Annotated in this window: 10 protein-coding genes, 1 other RNA gene and 1 pseudogene; 5 read left to right on the plus strand and 7 right to left on the minus strand. The window is 39.8% G+C overall.

The window, feature by feature from the left end; all coding sequences use genetic code 11:
- Positions 1–43: 43 nt before the first annotated feature.
- Positions 44–1894: a translational GTPase TypA gene (gene typA, locus DQN49_RS00675; RefSeq protein WP_006995525.1), complete on the plus strand. Its 1851-nt coding sequence runs from the start codon at positions 44–46 to the stop codon at positions 1892–1894.
- An 87-nt stretch (positions 1895–1981) separates the two neighbouring features.
- On the opposite strand, the gene pdxH is transcribed toward typA, so the two are convergent.
- Positions 1982–2614: a pyridoxamine 5'-phosphate oxidase gene (gene pdxH / locus DQN49_RS00680; protein WP_005651372.1), complete on the minus strand. Its 633-nt coding sequence runs from the start codon at positions 2612–2614 to the stop codon at positions 1982–1984.
- Between the two features lie 192 nt (positions 2615–2806).
- Between pdxH and DQN49_RS00685 the strand changes: the two genes are divergently transcribed.
- A complete protein-coding gene (locus DQN49_RS00685) occupies positions 2807–3514 on the plus strand; it encodes a 7-cyano-7-deazaguanine/7-aminomethyl-7-deazaguanine transporter (RefSeq protein WP_006995523.1) in 708 nt (235 codons plus the stop codon).
- An 81-nt stretch (positions 3515–3595) separates the two neighbouring features.
- On the opposite strand, the gene DQN49_RS10325 is transcribed toward DQN49_RS00685, so the two are convergent.
- Together DQN49_RS10325 and DQN49_RS10625 are read right to left on the minus strand one after the other, a co-directional pair.
- Positions 3596–4516 carry a YadA-like family protein gene (locus DQN49_RS10325; protein WP_006995522.1) on the minus strand — a complete coding sequence of 307 codons (921 nt, stop codon included), beginning with the start codon at positions 4514–4516 and terminating at the stop codon, positions 3596–3598.
- 84 nt (positions 4517–4600) lie between these two features.
- Positions 4601–4930: pseudogene (locus tag DQN49_RS10625) on the minus strand (hypothetical protein); the annotation flags it as partial.
- Positions 4931–5219: 289 nt separating this feature from the next.
- Between DQN49_RS10625 and rnr the strand changes: the two are divergent.
- Both rnr and rlmB read left to right on the plus strand, forming a co-directional pair.
- Entirely contained in the window at positions 5220–7568 is a 2349-nt protein-coding gene (gene rnr, locus DQN49_RS00700; RefSeq protein ID WP_006995520.1) for a ribonuclease R, read from the plus strand.
- 55 nt (positions 7569–7623) lie between these two features.
- Positions 7624–8364, plus strand: a complete 741-nt coding sequence (rlmB, locus tag DQN49_RS00705) for a 23S rRNA (guanosine(2251)-2'-O)-methyltransferase RlmB (RefSeq protein ID WP_005655733.1) — start codon at positions 7624–7626, stop codon at positions 8362–8364.
- Positions 8365–8400: 36 nt separating this feature from the next.
- Here the strand turns inward: rlmB and clpB are convergent, their stop codons facing one another.
- The 4 genes from clpB to DQN49_RS00725 form a co-directional block, all read right to left on the minus strand.
- A complete protein-coding gene (gene clpB, locus DQN49_RS00710; RefSeq protein WP_006995519.1) occupies positions 8401–10971 on the minus strand; it encodes an ATP-dependent chaperone ClpB in 2571 nt (856 codons plus the stop codon).
- Between the two features lie 127 nt (positions 10972–11098).
- A complete protein-coding gene (locus tag DQN49_RS00715) occupies positions 11099–11662 on the minus strand; it encodes a 5-formyltetrahydrofolate cyclo-ligase (protein WP_006995518.1) in 564 nt (187 codons plus the stop codon).
- Positions 11663–11674: 12 nt separating this feature from the next.
- Positions 11675–11872, minus strand: a non-coding RNA gene (ssrS, locus tag DQN49_RS00720) — 6S RNA.
- Between the two features lie 88 nt (positions 11873–11960).
- Entirely contained in the window at positions 11961–12263 is a 303-nt protein-coding gene (locus DQN49_RS00725; protein ID WP_005651366.1) for a cell division protein ZapA, read from the minus strand.
- A 148-nt stretch (positions 12264–12411) separates the two neighbouring features.
- On the opposite strand from DQN49_RS00725, the gene polA reads away from it, so the two are divergent.
- A complete protein-coding gene (polA, locus tag DQN49_RS00730) occupies positions 12412–15204 on the plus strand; it encodes a DNA polymerase I (protein ID WP_006995517.1) in 2793 nt (930 codons plus the stop codon).
- The last annotated feature ends 12 nt before the right edge of the window (positions 15205–15216 follow it).

The raw sequence follows: 15216 nt of genomic DNA on the forward strand, positions 1-15216 counted from the left end.
AATGCAATAAAAATTGCATCTTATCCAATTAAAGCATTAAACAATGAAAAACGAAATTGATATTAAAAAACTCCGTAACATCGCCATTATTGCGCACGTAGACCACGGTAAAACCACCCTTGTAGATAAACTTCTTCAACAATCTGGTACTTTTGAATCTGCACGTGGTGATATTGATGAGCGAGTTATGGACTCAAACGATCTTGAAAAAGAACGTGGCATTACCATTCTTGCAAAAAATACCGCGATTAACTGGAATGACTACCGCATTAACATCGTGGATACTCCAGGGCACGCAGACTTCGGTGGCGAAGTTGAACGTGTACTTTCTATGGTGGATTCTGTTCTATTAGTTGTTGATGCGTTTGATGGCCCAATGCCACAAACCCGTTTCGTTACACAAAAAGCATTCGCTCACGGCTTAAAACCAATCGTCGTAATTAATAAAGTTGATCGCCCTGGTGCGCGTCCAGACTGGGTTGTGGATCAAGTATTTGACTTATTTGTCAATCTTGGTGCAAGCGATGAACAATTAGACTTCCCAATTATCTATGCTTCAGCACTAAATGGTGTTGCAGGTCTTGAACACGAAGATTTAGCAGAAGATATGACGCCATTATTTGAAGCCATTGTGAAATATGTAGAATCGCCCAAAGTAGAACTTGATGCGCCATTCCAAATGCAAATTTCACAATTAGACTACAACAACTATGTAGGCGTTATTGGTATTGGTCGTATTAAGCGCGGTTCGATTAAACCAAACCAACCTGTTACTATCATCAATAGTGAAGGAAAAACTCGTCAAGGTCGCATTGGTCAAGTACTTGGTCATCTTGGTTTACAACGTTATGAAGAAGATGTTGCTTACGCAGGCGATATCGTAGCGATCACTGGTTTAGGTGAATTAAATATTTCTGATACGATTTGTGATATTAACGCAGTTGAAGCATTGCCATCATTAACAGTTGATGAACCAACCGTAACCATGTTCTTCTGTGTAAACACCTCTCCATTTGCAGGGCAAGAAGGAAAATACGTCACATCTCGTCAAATTCTTGAACGTTTAAATAAAGAATTGGTTCACAACGTGGCATTACGTGTAGAAGAAACCCCAAACCCAGATGAATTCCGTGTATCTGGTCGTGGCGAATTACATCTTTCCGTATTAATTGAAAATATGCGTCGTGAAGGTTATGAGCTTGCGGTTTCTCGTCCAAAAGTAATTTATCGTGATATTGACGGTAAAAAACAAGAGCCGTACGAACAAGTAACTATTGATGTGGAAGAACAACACCAAGGTTCTGTAATGGAAGCATTGGGTATCCGTAAAGGTGAAGTTCGTGATATGTTGCCTGACGGTAAAGGTCGTGTGCGTTTGGAATACATTATCCCTAGTCGTGGATTGATTGGCTTCCGTGGTGAATTTATGACTATGACTTCAGGTACCGGTTTACTTTACTCCAGCTTCAGCCACTACGATGAAATCAAAGGCGGCGAAATTGGTCAACGCAAAAATGGTGTGTTGATTTCTAATGCAACAGGTAAAGCACTTGGCTATGCATTATTTGGCTTACAAGAACGTGGTAAGTTAATGATTGATGCAAACGTAGAAGTTTATGAAGGGCAAATTATCGGTATTCATAGTCGCTCAAATGACTTAACCGTAAACTGCTTACAAGGTAAAAAACTAACTAATATGCGTGCGTCAGGTAAAGACGATGCGATTGTGCTAACTACACCTGTAAAATTCAGTCTTGAACAAGCGATTGAATTTATCGATGATGATGAACTAGTGGAAGTAACACCTGAGTCGATTCGTATCCGTAAAAAACTTTTAACGGAAAACGATCGTAAACGTGCAAATCGTACAACAACAAGTACTAGCACGCATTAATAAATAAAGCTAAACGCTAAAATTTAGAAAAAATTCACCGCACTTTCGGGATACAACTAAAGTGCGGTTATTTTCATTCTCAATTTACTAAGGAGAAAGTCTTTCTCTAATCCAATTATCACTTTCTTTACGATAACGAATGCGATCATGTAAACGGCTTGGACGCCCCTGCCAAAATTCCACGGTTTCTGGCACCACTAAATAGCCGCCCCAATAATCTGGTCGAGGCACGTTTAACGGATGTTTAGCGGCAACCAATGCGGCTTTTACTAGCAAAGATTTATAATTAGAAATCACCGCACTTTGCTCACTTGCCCAAGCTCCTATACGACTGGTGTAAGGTCGGGTAGCAAAATATTTATCGGATTGTTCTGCTGGAATTTTAACCGCCTTACCTTCAATCCGCACTTGGCGTTCCAATTCAGACCAAAAGAAAGTCAGCGCGACATAAGGATTACGCTCAATACAGCCGCCTTTTCGACTAAGATAATTCGTAAAAAAGACAAAACCTTGTTCATTGACTTCTTTTAACAAAACCATTCGGCTATTTGGGCGACCTTGTTCATCAACAGTCGCAATATTCATTGCGGTAGGTTCATTAACTTGAGCGTGAATAGCCTCTTTCTGCCACTGTTCAAATTGCGAGATTGGATTTTCATGGCAATCATGTTGTGAAAGCACTCGTTTAGTATATTCATCACGAATATTGTGTAACTCCATTTTCTCTCCTTTCAAATTTGATGAAAAATGCAAATAGAATAAAGGCTGTAAAATCATTCGTCAATTTTCATAAAATATAAAACTCAAATGTAATCGACTCTTGCAATTATTAGAAATATGCGTATCATCTAGCCCCCTATATTCAACCTCGGGTTCCCTAACCCCGATTCATTTAAACTAAAAAGGTACAACATGAAATTAACCTCTCCGATCTTTAATGATCAACAAAAACGTGGTGCAATCATCTGGCTCAGCTTTTTCCACATATTCATCATTGCAGCGAGCAATTACTTTGTACAAATCCCTTTTGAAATCACGCTAAAATTAACCGCACTTGGTGCAGCAAACGATTTTTCTTTCCACAGCACTTGGGGAACACTCACATTCCCATTTATCTTTTTAGCTACTGATTTGACTGTGCGTATTTTCGGTGCGGAAGATGCGAGAAAAATCATCTTCGTGGTGATGTTTCCTGCACTTATTGTAAGTTACGTCATATCTGTTTTATTCTCTGAAAGCAAATTCCAAGGTTTCGAATCATTAACGCATTTTGATCTGTTTGTATTCCGTATTGCTATTGCGAGCTTTGCCGCTTACGTGGTAGGACAATTGCTTGATGTGATCGTATTTAACCGCTTACGCCAGTTAAAAACATGGTGGGTGGCGCCAACTAGCTCAATGACATTCGGTTCAATGGCGGATACGTTTGTTTTCTTCAGTATCGCCTTCTACCAAAGTGCAGATCCGTTCATGGCTGAACACTGGGCACAACTCGGCTTTGTAGATTATCTATTTAAATTATTTATAGGAATTATCTTGTTCGTCCCAGCCTATGGCGTAGTATTAAATGTTATTTTACGAAAACTACAAATGCTCGTAACAGAACGCGTTCCTGCATAAAATTTTTACCGCGCTTTTCATACTTTAAAAATATCTAATAAAAAGGGCGTACATCACGCCCTTAATCACTTAGTTTAAAGATTATTTTCTTAATGCTTTTTTTAATTCAGCCAATTCTTTTTGCATTGCCGACACTTCTTGTCGCAATTGCAAAACTTCCGCAGAATTGACCGCACTTTGTGTTGAAATCGCAAGTTTTGATTTTTTACCGAATTTCCAAGAAACACCTGCACCAAAGGTTTTTTCCGAACCAGAAAAACTCCCCGCTACATTAAGCAACACATTTTCAACTGGTTTAAACACTGCACCCATTGCCATCGCCTGCGCATTTTTATAACTACCAACGCCCAAAGACAATGCAAATTTATCATCTTCGCCTAATTGTGCAGGTTTTAATGAAGCCAACGCCGCAGCACTTGCGCCAACGCGGTTAATACGTAAATCTGTTCGATTTAAACGGGTATCAACTTGAGTAAATTGATTATTCACTTGACCAATTTTAGCTTCTACTGCATTTAACTGACGAACATTTACTGCATCATAATCTTCTGTACCATCGGCGACATTGACGATTTTCCGTTTCAATGTATCGGAACCCACTGATACAGTATTTTTTTCATTCGCCACAGATTCTGCGCCTAAAGCAACAGAACCATAAGCATTTGCCCGAGTTTCATAACCTAATGCCAAACTTTCTTCTGCCAAAGCCCTACTATGACTGCCAAAAGTAGCACTGCGGTAGCCCGTTGATTGGCTGCTGTCGCCGACGGCTAGACTTTCAATAGCTGTGGCTGTAGAAAAGGCTCCAAATGAACTGGCAAAAAGATTGTGTGAAGAAGATTTAAATCCTAGAGCCATCGCACCGTAAGTTTGACCATATTTATCAATTAAATTTTGCTCACTATCGTGAACTATATCAATTTTTGTCGTAGTTCCACTTGCATTAACATCAATACTTTTGCCGATTTTCTTGTTATTTTTACCTTTTTCTAATTTTTCCACCAAGCTACTTACACCAAAAGCTATCGAATAGTCTCCATCTTTACTTGTAGATAAAGAGCCAATTGCAATAGATCTATTCGCGAAAGATTCAGCATAATGACCAACTGCAACACCTCCCTTTGCTGAATTAGAATTTATACCAATAGCAGTACTAAATTTTCCCTCTGATCCAGATTTAGCACCATAGCCTATAGCTAAAGAACCTGTGCTTTTTACGTGAGTATCTCCACCGATAGCAACTGCTCCGATAGATGCCGAGGCTCCACTTTCTGTAGAATTAGTTACTTTACTACCATCCCCAATAGCAACATTATATCCACCATCTCCAGGAACTGTACCATAAGTAGCAATCCATTTTAGATCTTGTGAAAAAGACTGAACAGAATAAAAAGAAGTGGAAATAAGTAGACTAATTAAAGAAAGGCGGGTTAGACTATTTTGCTTGCTTGCTTGCTTGCTTGCTTGCTTGCTTGCTTGCTTGCTTGCTTGCTTGCTTGCTTAATGATTTTCATAATATTTTTCCTTTTGTCAAATGAATAATAATTGAGGGCTTGAAACTTTAACAAAAAATAAAAAAGAAAAATAGGTGTTTATTTGCACATTGAAAAAGTTCATTGGTTTTATTGATAAATAAACCTCCCCGTCTTGCATTATCCTCCTTACAGTGTCAAACTCTCCGCACTTTTTAAAACTGTAAAAAATAATGACAAAAAAACGTAAAAACTTAATCAACCAAGATCCTCATTACAAACAAGAATTGGAAAAATACGGCAATCCAATCCCGAGCCGTGAATTTATTTTAAGCATTATTCGAGACAATAATGCACCGATGAATCGGGATGAAATTTTGACCGCACTTTCCATTCGAAATGAAGATCAAATAGAAGCGATGCGTCGCCGATTACGTGCGATGGAAAATGATGGGCAATTAGTGTTCACTAAACGTAAACGCTATGCCTTACCAGAAAAATTAGATTTATTTAAAGGCACGGTCATTGGCCATCGCGAAGGTTTTGGTTTTTTACAGGTCGATGGCAAAAAGGATGATTTATTCATTCCAAACCATCAAATGCAAAGAGTCATGCATGGGGATTTTGTCTTAGCTCAGCCTGCAGGATTAGATCGTCGTGGTCGCCGTGAAGTGCGAATTGTGCGCGTATTAGAAAGCCGTAAAAAACAAATTGTGGGTCGCTTTTTCTTAGAAAACGGTTTTAGCTATGTGGTGCCTGATGATAGCAGAATTGGTAGAGATATTCTCGTGCCAAATGAACATCGTAATGGTGCTCGTATGGGACAAGTTGTGGTTGTCGAATTGCAAGAACATTCTGCCAGTTTTAACCAGCCAATTGGCGCGATCACTGAAATTCTAGGCGATAATATGGCGAAAGGGATGGAAGTGGAAATCGCCTTGCGTAACCACGAGATTCCCCATAAATTTCCAAGTGCGGTGGAAAAATACGTAAAAAAATTCACTGAAGAAGTCTCTGAAGAAGCAAAAAAAGGGCGTGTGGATTTACGCAATTTACCGCTTGTGACCATTGATGGCGAAGATGCGAGGGATTTTGATGATGCCGTTTATTGTGAAAAACATGGCAAGGGCTGGAAACTTTGGGTAGCGATTGCAGATGTTAGTTATTACGTACGTTTACGTTCCGCTTTGGATATAGAAGCGCATAATCGTGGTAACTCGGTCTATTTTCCAAACCGAGTTGTACCAATGCTACCTGAAATTTTATCGAACGGATTATGCTCTCTAAACCCACAAGTGGATCGTTTGTGTATGGTGTGTGAGATGCAAATTTCTGCCAAAGGTAAGCTCATAGATTATCGCTTTTATGAAGCGGTGATGAATTCTCACGCCCGCCTCACTTATACCAAAGTAGCAAAAATGCTTGAAGGCGATGAAGAATTACGCGCTCGTTATTCTACGCTTGTACCTCATTTAGAAGAGCTTTATAAACTCTATCAAGCGTTGCTTGGTGCGCGTCATCAACGTGGTGCCATCGATTTTGAAACCATTGAAACTAAGTTTATTTTCAATGCAATGGGGAGAATTGAGCGTATTGAACCCGTTGTTCGCAATGATGCCCACAAAATCATTGAGGAATGTATGATTCTTGCGAATATCGCAGCAGCTAATTTTATGGAAAAACATAAAGAACCTGCGTTATATCGTATTCATGCCACCCCTAGCGAAGAAAAATTAACATCGTTCCGCGCTTTTTTAGGTGAGTTTGGTTTAACTTTAGAAGGTGGATTGAAGCCAACCACAAAAGACTATGCTGCTCTCTTAGAAAAAGTTAAAGAACGGTCTGATCATGAACTTATTCAAACAATGTTACTACGTTCTTTAAGTCAAGCTGTCTATCATGCTGATAATATTGGGCATTTTGGTTTGGCTTTGGAAGAATATGCACACTTTACTTCGCCAATTCGCCGTTATCCAGACTTAACACTTCATCGAGGTATCAAATATTTACTCGCTAAAGAACAAGGCGCTAAACGTAAAACTACCGATACAGGCGGTTATCATTACTCTTTTGATGAAATGGATTTACTTGGCAATCACTGTTCAATAACAGAACGCCGTGCTGATGACGCAACTCGTGAAGTGGCTGATTGGCTGAAATGTGAATATATGCAAGATCATGTCGGTGGCGAATTTAGCGGTGTTATTTCATCTGTGACGGGATTTGGTTTATTTGTACGCTTAGATGATTTATTCATCGATGGTTTAGTCCATATTTCCACCTTAGAAAACGATTATTACCAATTCGATGCAGCAAAACAGCGTTTAATTGGCGAAAATAGCGGAATGCAATATCGCTTAGGCGATAAAGTTCGCATCAAAGTTGAAGCAGTACATTTAGAAAATAAAATGGTCAATTTCTCGCTAATAAGTAGTGAACGTAAACCTCGTCGAGCTGGAAAAACGGCGAAAGAAAAAGCTAAGAAAGTTTTTAAAGAGCTACCGTCCAAAGCCTCCAAAAAACGAAAAAGTGCGGTAAAAAAGAAAGAAATTTCGAAGAAAACATCTAGAAAACGAAAATAATTCAAATCCCATTGTGGGAATATATTAAAAATTCAAATAAGAAAAAGAGAAATTTATGTCAGAACAAATCTACGGCATTCATGCTGTTAATAGTATTTTAACCCATTCGCCAGAACGTTTAATTGAAGTCTTCGTACTTAAAGGCCGTGAAGATAAACGGCTACAGCCACTCTTAAACGAACTGTATTCCCTCGGAATTGGTGTGCAATTCGTTAATCGACAAACACTTGATAAAAAAGCCGATGGTGAGGTTCATCAAGGTGTCATTGCTCGAGTACAAGCGGCAAAAGAACTCAATGAAAATGATCTTGATGAAATTCTTGCAAATAAACAAAATCCGCTTTTATTAGTTTTGGATGGCGTGACGGATCCACACAATTTGGGAGCATGTTTGCGAACAGCTGATGCAGCGGGCGCAGTGGCAGTGATCGTACCGAAAGATAAATCCGCACAATTAACATCTATTGCGCGTAAAGTTGCTTGTGGCGCGGCAGAAACCGTGCCGTTAATTCGTGTAACCAATCTTTCTCGCACACTGCGCGATTTACAACAAAATCATAACATTTGGGTAGTTGGCACTGCTGGCGAAGCAACTGAAACCATTTATCAAAGCAAACTGACAGGGCCACTAGCACTTGTTATGGGAGCTGAAGGCGAAGGGATGCGTCGTTTAACACGTGAACATTGCGATCAACTGATTAGCATTCCAATGGCTGGTTCAGTTTCATCATTAAATGTATCTGTCGCAACAGGGGTATGTTTATTTGAAATTGTACGCCAGCGTTTAGGTTCATAAGAAAAGTGCGGTAAATTTACCGCACTTTTTTAATACCTATTGTCTCGCTTGAACTTCTGCGTTGGCATAATCAATGGTAACAACCTTACCAGGTAATAACGCACCAGATAGAATTTGTTGTGCCAAGCTGTTTTCGATCTCTTGTTGAATTGCACGTTTTAATGGACGCGCGCCATAAATTGGGTCGTAACCCACTTCACCAATGAAATCTAATAAAGCGTCGGTAAACACCAATTCGTAACCACGAGTTTCCATACGTTTTGCTAAGCGTTCTAATTGAATGCTTGCAATCGCACGGATATTCTCTTTACCAAGTGGATGGAATACCACGGTCTCGTCAATACGGTTGATAAATTCTGGACGGAAATGTTGGCTAACAACCGACATCACTAAGGCCTTCATTTCGCTATAGCTTTCCTCTTTGCTGCCTTGGATTAAATCAGAACCCAAGTTAGAGGTCATGATTACCACCGTATTACGGAAGTCCACGGTACGACCTTGCCCGTCAGTTAAACGACCATCATCTAACACTTGCAACAAGATGTTGAACACATCCGCATGGGCTTTTTCCACTTCATCGAGCAAAATCACCGAATACGGACGACGACGCACCGCTTCAGTTAAGTAACCACCTTCTTCATAGCCGACATAGCCTGGAGGCGCTCCGACTAAGCGAGAGACACTGTGTTTTTCCATAAACTCTGACATATCAATACGTACCATCGCATCTTCACTATCAAACAAGAATTTCGCCAAAGTTTTGCAAAGCTCAGTTTTCCCCACACCTGTTGGCCCTAGGAACAAGAAAGAACCAATTGGGCGATTAGGATCGGAAAGACCAGCACGGCTACGACGAATAGCATTCGCCACGGCATCCACGGCTTCGTTTTGTCCGATAACACGTTTATGCAATTCTTCTTCCATACGCAAGAGTTTTTCTTTCTCGCCTTCCATCATTTTGGATACAGGGATGCCTGTAGCTTTAGAAAGCACTTCTGCAATTTCTTCATCTGTGACGCGATAGCGCAAAAGCGTCATTTCTTTTCCTTCGCTGGTTTCAGCTTGCTCAAGTTGCTTTTCAAGAGCAGGGATGCGGCCATATTGCAACTCTGACATTTTCGCTAAATCACCCGCGCGACGAGCTTGTTCTAGTTCGGTTTTTGCAGTATCTAACTCTTGTTTAATATGTTGAGAGCCAGAAAGCGTTGCTTTTTCAGATTTCCACACTTCTTCAAGTTCGGCATATTCACGTTCTTTTTCAGCTAATTCTTTCTCTAACATTTCTAAACGTTTGCGACTTGCTTCGTCTTCTTCTTTTTGTAATGCCTGTTGTTCCAATTTTAGTTGGATAATTCGACGTTCAAGACGATCAAGCGGTTCAGGTTTAGAATCTATTTCCATACGAATGCTAGACGCTGCTTCATCGATCAAATCAATGGCTTTATCTGGTAACTGACGATCGGAAATATAACGGTGTGAAAGCGTTGCCGCTGCTACGATTGCTGGGTCAGTAATATCTACGTGATGATGAATTTCATAGCGTTCTTTCAAACCACGTAAGATCGCAATGGTATCTTCTACACTAGGTTCGTCCACAAAGACTTTTTGGAAACGACGCTCAAGTGCGGCATCTTTTTCGATATATTGACGATATTCATCTAAAGTGGTTGCACCCACGCAATGTAATTCGCCTCGTGCCAAACTTGGTTTTAATAAGTTACCCGCGTCCATTGCACCATCTGTTTTACCCGCGCCGACCATAGTATGAATTTCGTCAATAAAGAGGATCACGCGACCTTCTTCTTTCGAAAGTTCATTGAGCACCGCTTTTAAACGTTCTTCAAATTCTCCGCGATATTTTGCACCAGCAATCAATGCGCCCATATCTAATGAAAGCACACGTTTATTTTTCAAACCTTCTGGCACTTCGCCGTTTACGATGCGCTGTGCCAAGCCTTCGACAATCGCCGTTTTCCCTACACCTGGTTCACCAATTAACACAGGGTTGTTTTTAGTACGACGTTGTAATACTTGAATGGCTCGACGAATTTCTTCATCACGCCCAATTACAGGATCAAGTTTGCCACTTTCTGCACGAGCAGTTAAATCAATCGTATATTTTTCAAGAGCTTGTCTGCTTTCTTCTGCATTTTGATCGTTCACGTTTTGTCCCCCTCTAATGTGCTGAATAGCTTGAGAAATTTGTTCTTTTTTCGCACCGCACTTTTTCAAAATATCGCTGATCGTTCCTCGTTCTTCTAAAGCTGCAAGCAAAAACAATTCGCTCGAAATAAATTTATCTTGGTTTTGCTGTGCAAATTTATCGCATAAATTAAGTAGATTAATAAGCTGGCGTGAAAGTTGTACATCTCCACCATTGCCAATCACTTGCGGCAATTTATTTAGTTCTGTCTTTAATTCATTACGCAATAACGCCACATTTACACCACTTGCTGTCAAAATTGGCGCAATAGAGCCGCCCTGTTGATTTAAAAGTGCGGTCAATAAATGCACAGGTTCAATAAATTGATTGTCTTTTCCGATAGCAAGTGATTGTGCTTCGCTTAACGCTTCTTGGAACTTTGTTGTAAATTTTTCAATGTTCATACACTTTCCTCAATTTGGTTTTGGCTTTCGACGTTTGCCCAAATTAAGTAAGCTCGGTTGAATAAATTTCAAGAGAAAAAATGAAATATTTTGATTTTATCTATCAATAAGATTTTGATGATAGGTTTTAATCCACCAAAATATCGAACAGTGGCATATCCCAATGCTCAGTGGGAAGATTTTCTACTTGCTGACATTGATGCACTAAACCAACTGGAATAAAAGACTTATTTTGCCAATTCTGCAACGTGCGATCATAAAATCCACCGCCCATACCAAGGCGATTTCCCTGTTTATCAAAAGCCACTAACGGCGTAAATAAAATATCCAGTTCATTTAATGGCAAAACATTTTGAACATTCAGCTTTGGCTCCCAAATGCCAAACTGATTTTGTTTCATTGGCGTATCAGGTAAATAGCGTAAAAACAATAAATAGTGTTTAGTAAAAGGATGTAAAACAGGCAAATACACATTTTTATTTTGCATCCACAGGGATTGGATTAAGGCTTTTGTCGAAATTTCACCATCAAAAGAAAAATATAATGCAATATTTTTGGCTTGTCGTTGCTCGATAAGATTTAACGCCTGTTGAGTAACTGATTGTTCAGCTTTTTTCTGTTGAAGTGCGGTTAAATTTGCACGTATTTTTCGGATTTCAGTGCGGATTTGCTGGCGTTTTTGAGTATTCATAGAAATGAAAAGGAAGACCCCAGAGTGCCGCTGCGGGCAGTAGTCCTTGAACCCGACGGTTCAAGGAAATCAGTTGATACCGTTTTCAGGTTTCTTAGCCCAATGAACGAGTCAAAGGTTAAGCCTACACACCAACGATAGGAAACCAATTTATAAGATTTAAAGTATCGGCTCAGGGACATAGCCTACTGACGAACACTCCAGGTAATTCTTATGGGTTTATACTAGCCCAAATTCTCAGTATTGACTAGCATTTATTTGTCAAATTTAACAAAATGACTCTAATTTGATCATTAATTTAATGCGGTTCTTTTGTAACACGAATATTTTCTAATGAATGATCTAATTGTTGGATACCCGTTCTCAATACCTCTTCAATTTTAGCCGTTTTATTTTTTTCTTGGCTTAATTCAAAACTCAAATTGAGTGCCACAATAGAAAGCACACGATCAAGCTGAATAAGGCCTGTCTTTTCTTTCATTTCGGAAACCAATATATCTAAATTACGCGCAGCTTGGCGCAGTAATTCTTCTTGTTCAATGGGTACATTTAAACGCAAAACCTGACCCAAAACTAAAATTTCGACCAATTTTAACGACATTTGATTTCCTTAAATTAAATATTTGAATGGCTGATATTATGCCATAGCAAAAAATATTCGTCATAAATTTTACATTAAACCCGCCATTCGCTCATCACCATAAATTACGTTATAATGCCCGCATTTTTTAGTTTAAAACGAGATTTTTATGACCCAAATTGCAGCAAATCCGCTTGTGCTAGTGGATGGTTCTTCTTATTTATATCGTGCATTTCATGCCTTTCCTCCTTTAACTAATGCCGCAGGTGAGCCAACAAGTGCGATGTACGGCGTGTTAAATATGTTAAAAAGCCTCATCTCACAAGTACAGCCCACTCATATAGCCGTTGTTTTTGATGCAAAAGGGAAAACATTTCGCGATGAAATGTTTGAACAGTATAAATCTCATCGCCCGCCAATGCCTGATGATTTACGCAAACAAATTCAGCCTTTGCACGATATGATTCGTGCATTGGGCATTCCGCTTTTAGTGGTGGAAGGGATTGAGGCAGATGATGTGATCGGCACGCTCGCACTACAAGCATCGCGTTTGGGTAAAAAAGTGCTCATTAGTACTGGCGATAAAGATATGGCACAGTTGGTGGATGACAATATTATGCTCATCAACACCATGAATAATAGCCTATTGGATCGCGAGGGTGTGATTGAAAAATACGGTATTCCACCTGAACTCATTATTGATTATCTAGCACTCATGGGCGATAGTGCAGATAACATTCCTGGCGTTGCTGGCGTGGGCGAAAAAACCGCACTTGGTTTACTACAAGGCATAGGAAGCATGGCCGAGATTTATGCCAATCTTGAAAAAGTAGCGGAACTGCCAATTCGTGGTGCGAAAAAACTAGGTGAAAAATTATTGGCTGAAAAATCCAATGCCGATCTTTCTTATACATTAGCAACCATCAAAACCGATGTTGAACTTAACGTGACAACAGATCAATTGTTGCTTGGAGAAAGCCAAAAGGATCAACTCATTGAATATTTTGCTCGCTACGAATTTAAACGCTGGCTTAATGAAGTGATGAATGGGGCAGATTCTATTACCCAAACCACTGAACAGCCAGTGAAAATGAACCAGTATCAGGCGACCTCACAAGATCAAAGTGCGGTGGAAAATACGCCTAAAATTCAAATCGATCGCACAAAATATGAAACCTTACTCACTCAAGCGGATTTAACCCGCTGGATTGAAAAACTCAATTCAGCAAAACTCATTGCAGTCGATACTGAAACAGACAGCCTTGATTATATGTCTGCGAATTTAGTGGGTATCTCTTTTGCTCTTGAAAATGGCGAAGCCGCTTATTTACCATTGCAATTGGATTATTTGGATGCACCAAAAACACTCGAAAAATCGACCGCACTTGCCGCTATCAAACCAATCTTAGAAAATCCTAATAGTCACAAAATTGGACAAAACATTAAATTTGATGAAAGTATTTTTGCCCGTCATGGCATTGAATTACAAGGTGTTGAATTTGATACGATGTTGCTTTCCTATACGCTAAATAGTACGGGTCGTCATAATATGGACGATTTAGCTAAACGTTATTTAGGGCATGAGACTATCGCATTTGAAAGCCTTGCAGGAAAAGGGAAAAGTCAGCTTACGTTTAATCAAATTCCCTTAGAACAAGCCACAGAATACGCGGCAGAAGATGCTGATGTGACAATGAAATTACAACAAGCACTGTGGTTGAAACTGCAAGAAGAACCAACGCTTGTTGAATTGTATAAAACAATGGAATTACCATTGCTTCATGTGCTTTCTCGTATGGAACGTACAGGCGTTTTGATTGATAGTGATGCTCTCTTTATGCAATCTAACGAAATTGCCTCAAGATTAACCGCACTTGAAAAACAAGCTTACGCATTAGCGGGTCAGCCATTCAATTTAGCCTCCACCAAACAATTACAAGAAATTTTGTTCGATAAACTTGGGCTACCTGTTTTACAAAAAACGCCCAAAGGTGCACCATCAACAAATGAAGAAGTATTGGAAGAATTATCCTATAGCCACGAATTACCCAAAATTTTGGTTGAACATCGTGGGTTGAGCAAACTTAAATCCACTTACACGGATAAACTGCCTCAAATGGTCAATTCACAAACAGGCCGAGTGCATACCTCTTATCATCAAGCGGTGACGGCGACAGGACGTTTATCATCTAGCGATCCAAACCTACAAAATATCCCAATTCGGAATGAAGAAGGTCGCCGTATTCGACAAGCATTTATCGCGCGTGAAGGTTATTCTATTGTCGCCGCTGACTATTCTCAAATTGAGTTACGTATTATGGCGCATCTTTCGGGCGATCAAGGCTTAATTAGTGCGTTCTCGCAAGGCAAGGATATTCATCGCTCCACGGCAGCTGAAATTTTCGGTGTATCATTAGATGAAGTCACCAGCGAGCAACGTCGCAATGCTAAAGCGATTAATTTCGGCTTAATTTATGGAATGTCCGCCTTTGGACTTTCACGCCAACTTGGTATTTCCCGTGCTGATGCACAAAAATACATGAATTTATATTTCCAACGCTATCCTAGCGTACAACAATTTATGACCGATATTCGTGCAAAAGCGAAAGCACAAGGCTATGTGGAAACACTATTTGGTCGCCGTTTATATTTACCTGATATTAATTCTAGCAATGCAATGCGTCGTAAAGGAGCAGAACGCGTAGCGATCAATGCACCGATGCAAGGCACAGCTGCGGATATTATTAAACGAGCGATGATTAAAATTGATGAAGTAATCCGTCACGATCCAGATATTGAAATGATTATGCAAGTACATGATGAATTAGTGTTTGAAGTGCGGTCAGAAAAAGTCGCGTTTTTCCGTGAACAAATTAAACAACACATGGAAGCCGCTGCTGAATTAGTTGTCCCATTGATTGTGGAAGTAGGTGTCGGTAAAAATTGGGATGAAGCACATTAATTGGATAGGTAA

The sequence above is a fragment of the Haemophilus aegyptius genome, assembly GCF_900475885.1.
Lineage (GTDB): Bacteria > Pseudomonadota > Gammaproteobacteria > Enterobacterales > Pasteurellaceae > Haemophilus > Haemophilus influenzae.

Coding starts and splice junctions, on each gene's coding strand:
- clpB (WP_006995519.1), bottom strand. CDS start 10,971: ATGAACATTGAAAAATTTACAACAAAGTTCCAAGAAGCGTTAAGCGAA.
- pdxH (WP_005651372.1), bottom strand. CDS start 2,614: ATGGAGTTACACAATATTCGTGATGAATATACTAAACGAGTGCTTTCA.
- DQN49_RS00715 (WP_006995518.1), bottom strand. CDS start 11,662: ATGAATACTCAAAAACGCCAGCAAATCCGCACTGAAATCCGAAAAATA.
- polA (WP_006995517.1), top strand. CDS start 12,412: ATGACCCAAATTGCAGCAAATCCGCTTGTGCTAGTGGATGGTTCTTCT.
- rnr (WP_006995520.1), top strand. CDS start 5,220: ATGACAAAAAAACGTAAAAACTTAATCAACCAAGATCCTCATTACAAA.
- DQN49_RS00685 (WP_006995523.1), top strand. CDS start 2,807: ATGAAATTAACCTCTCCGATCTTTAATGATCAACAAAAACGTGGTGCA.
- rlmB (WP_005655733.1), top strand. CDS start 7,624: ATGTCAGAACAAATCTACGGCATTCATGCTGTTAATAGTATTTTAACC.
- typA (WP_006995525.1), top strand. CDS start 44: ATGAAAAACGAAATTGATATTAAAAAACTCCGTAACATCGCCATTATT.
- DQN49_RS00725 (WP_005651366.1), bottom strand. CDS start 12,263: ATGTCGTTAAAATTGGTCGAAATTTTAGTTTTGGGTCAGGTTTTGCGT.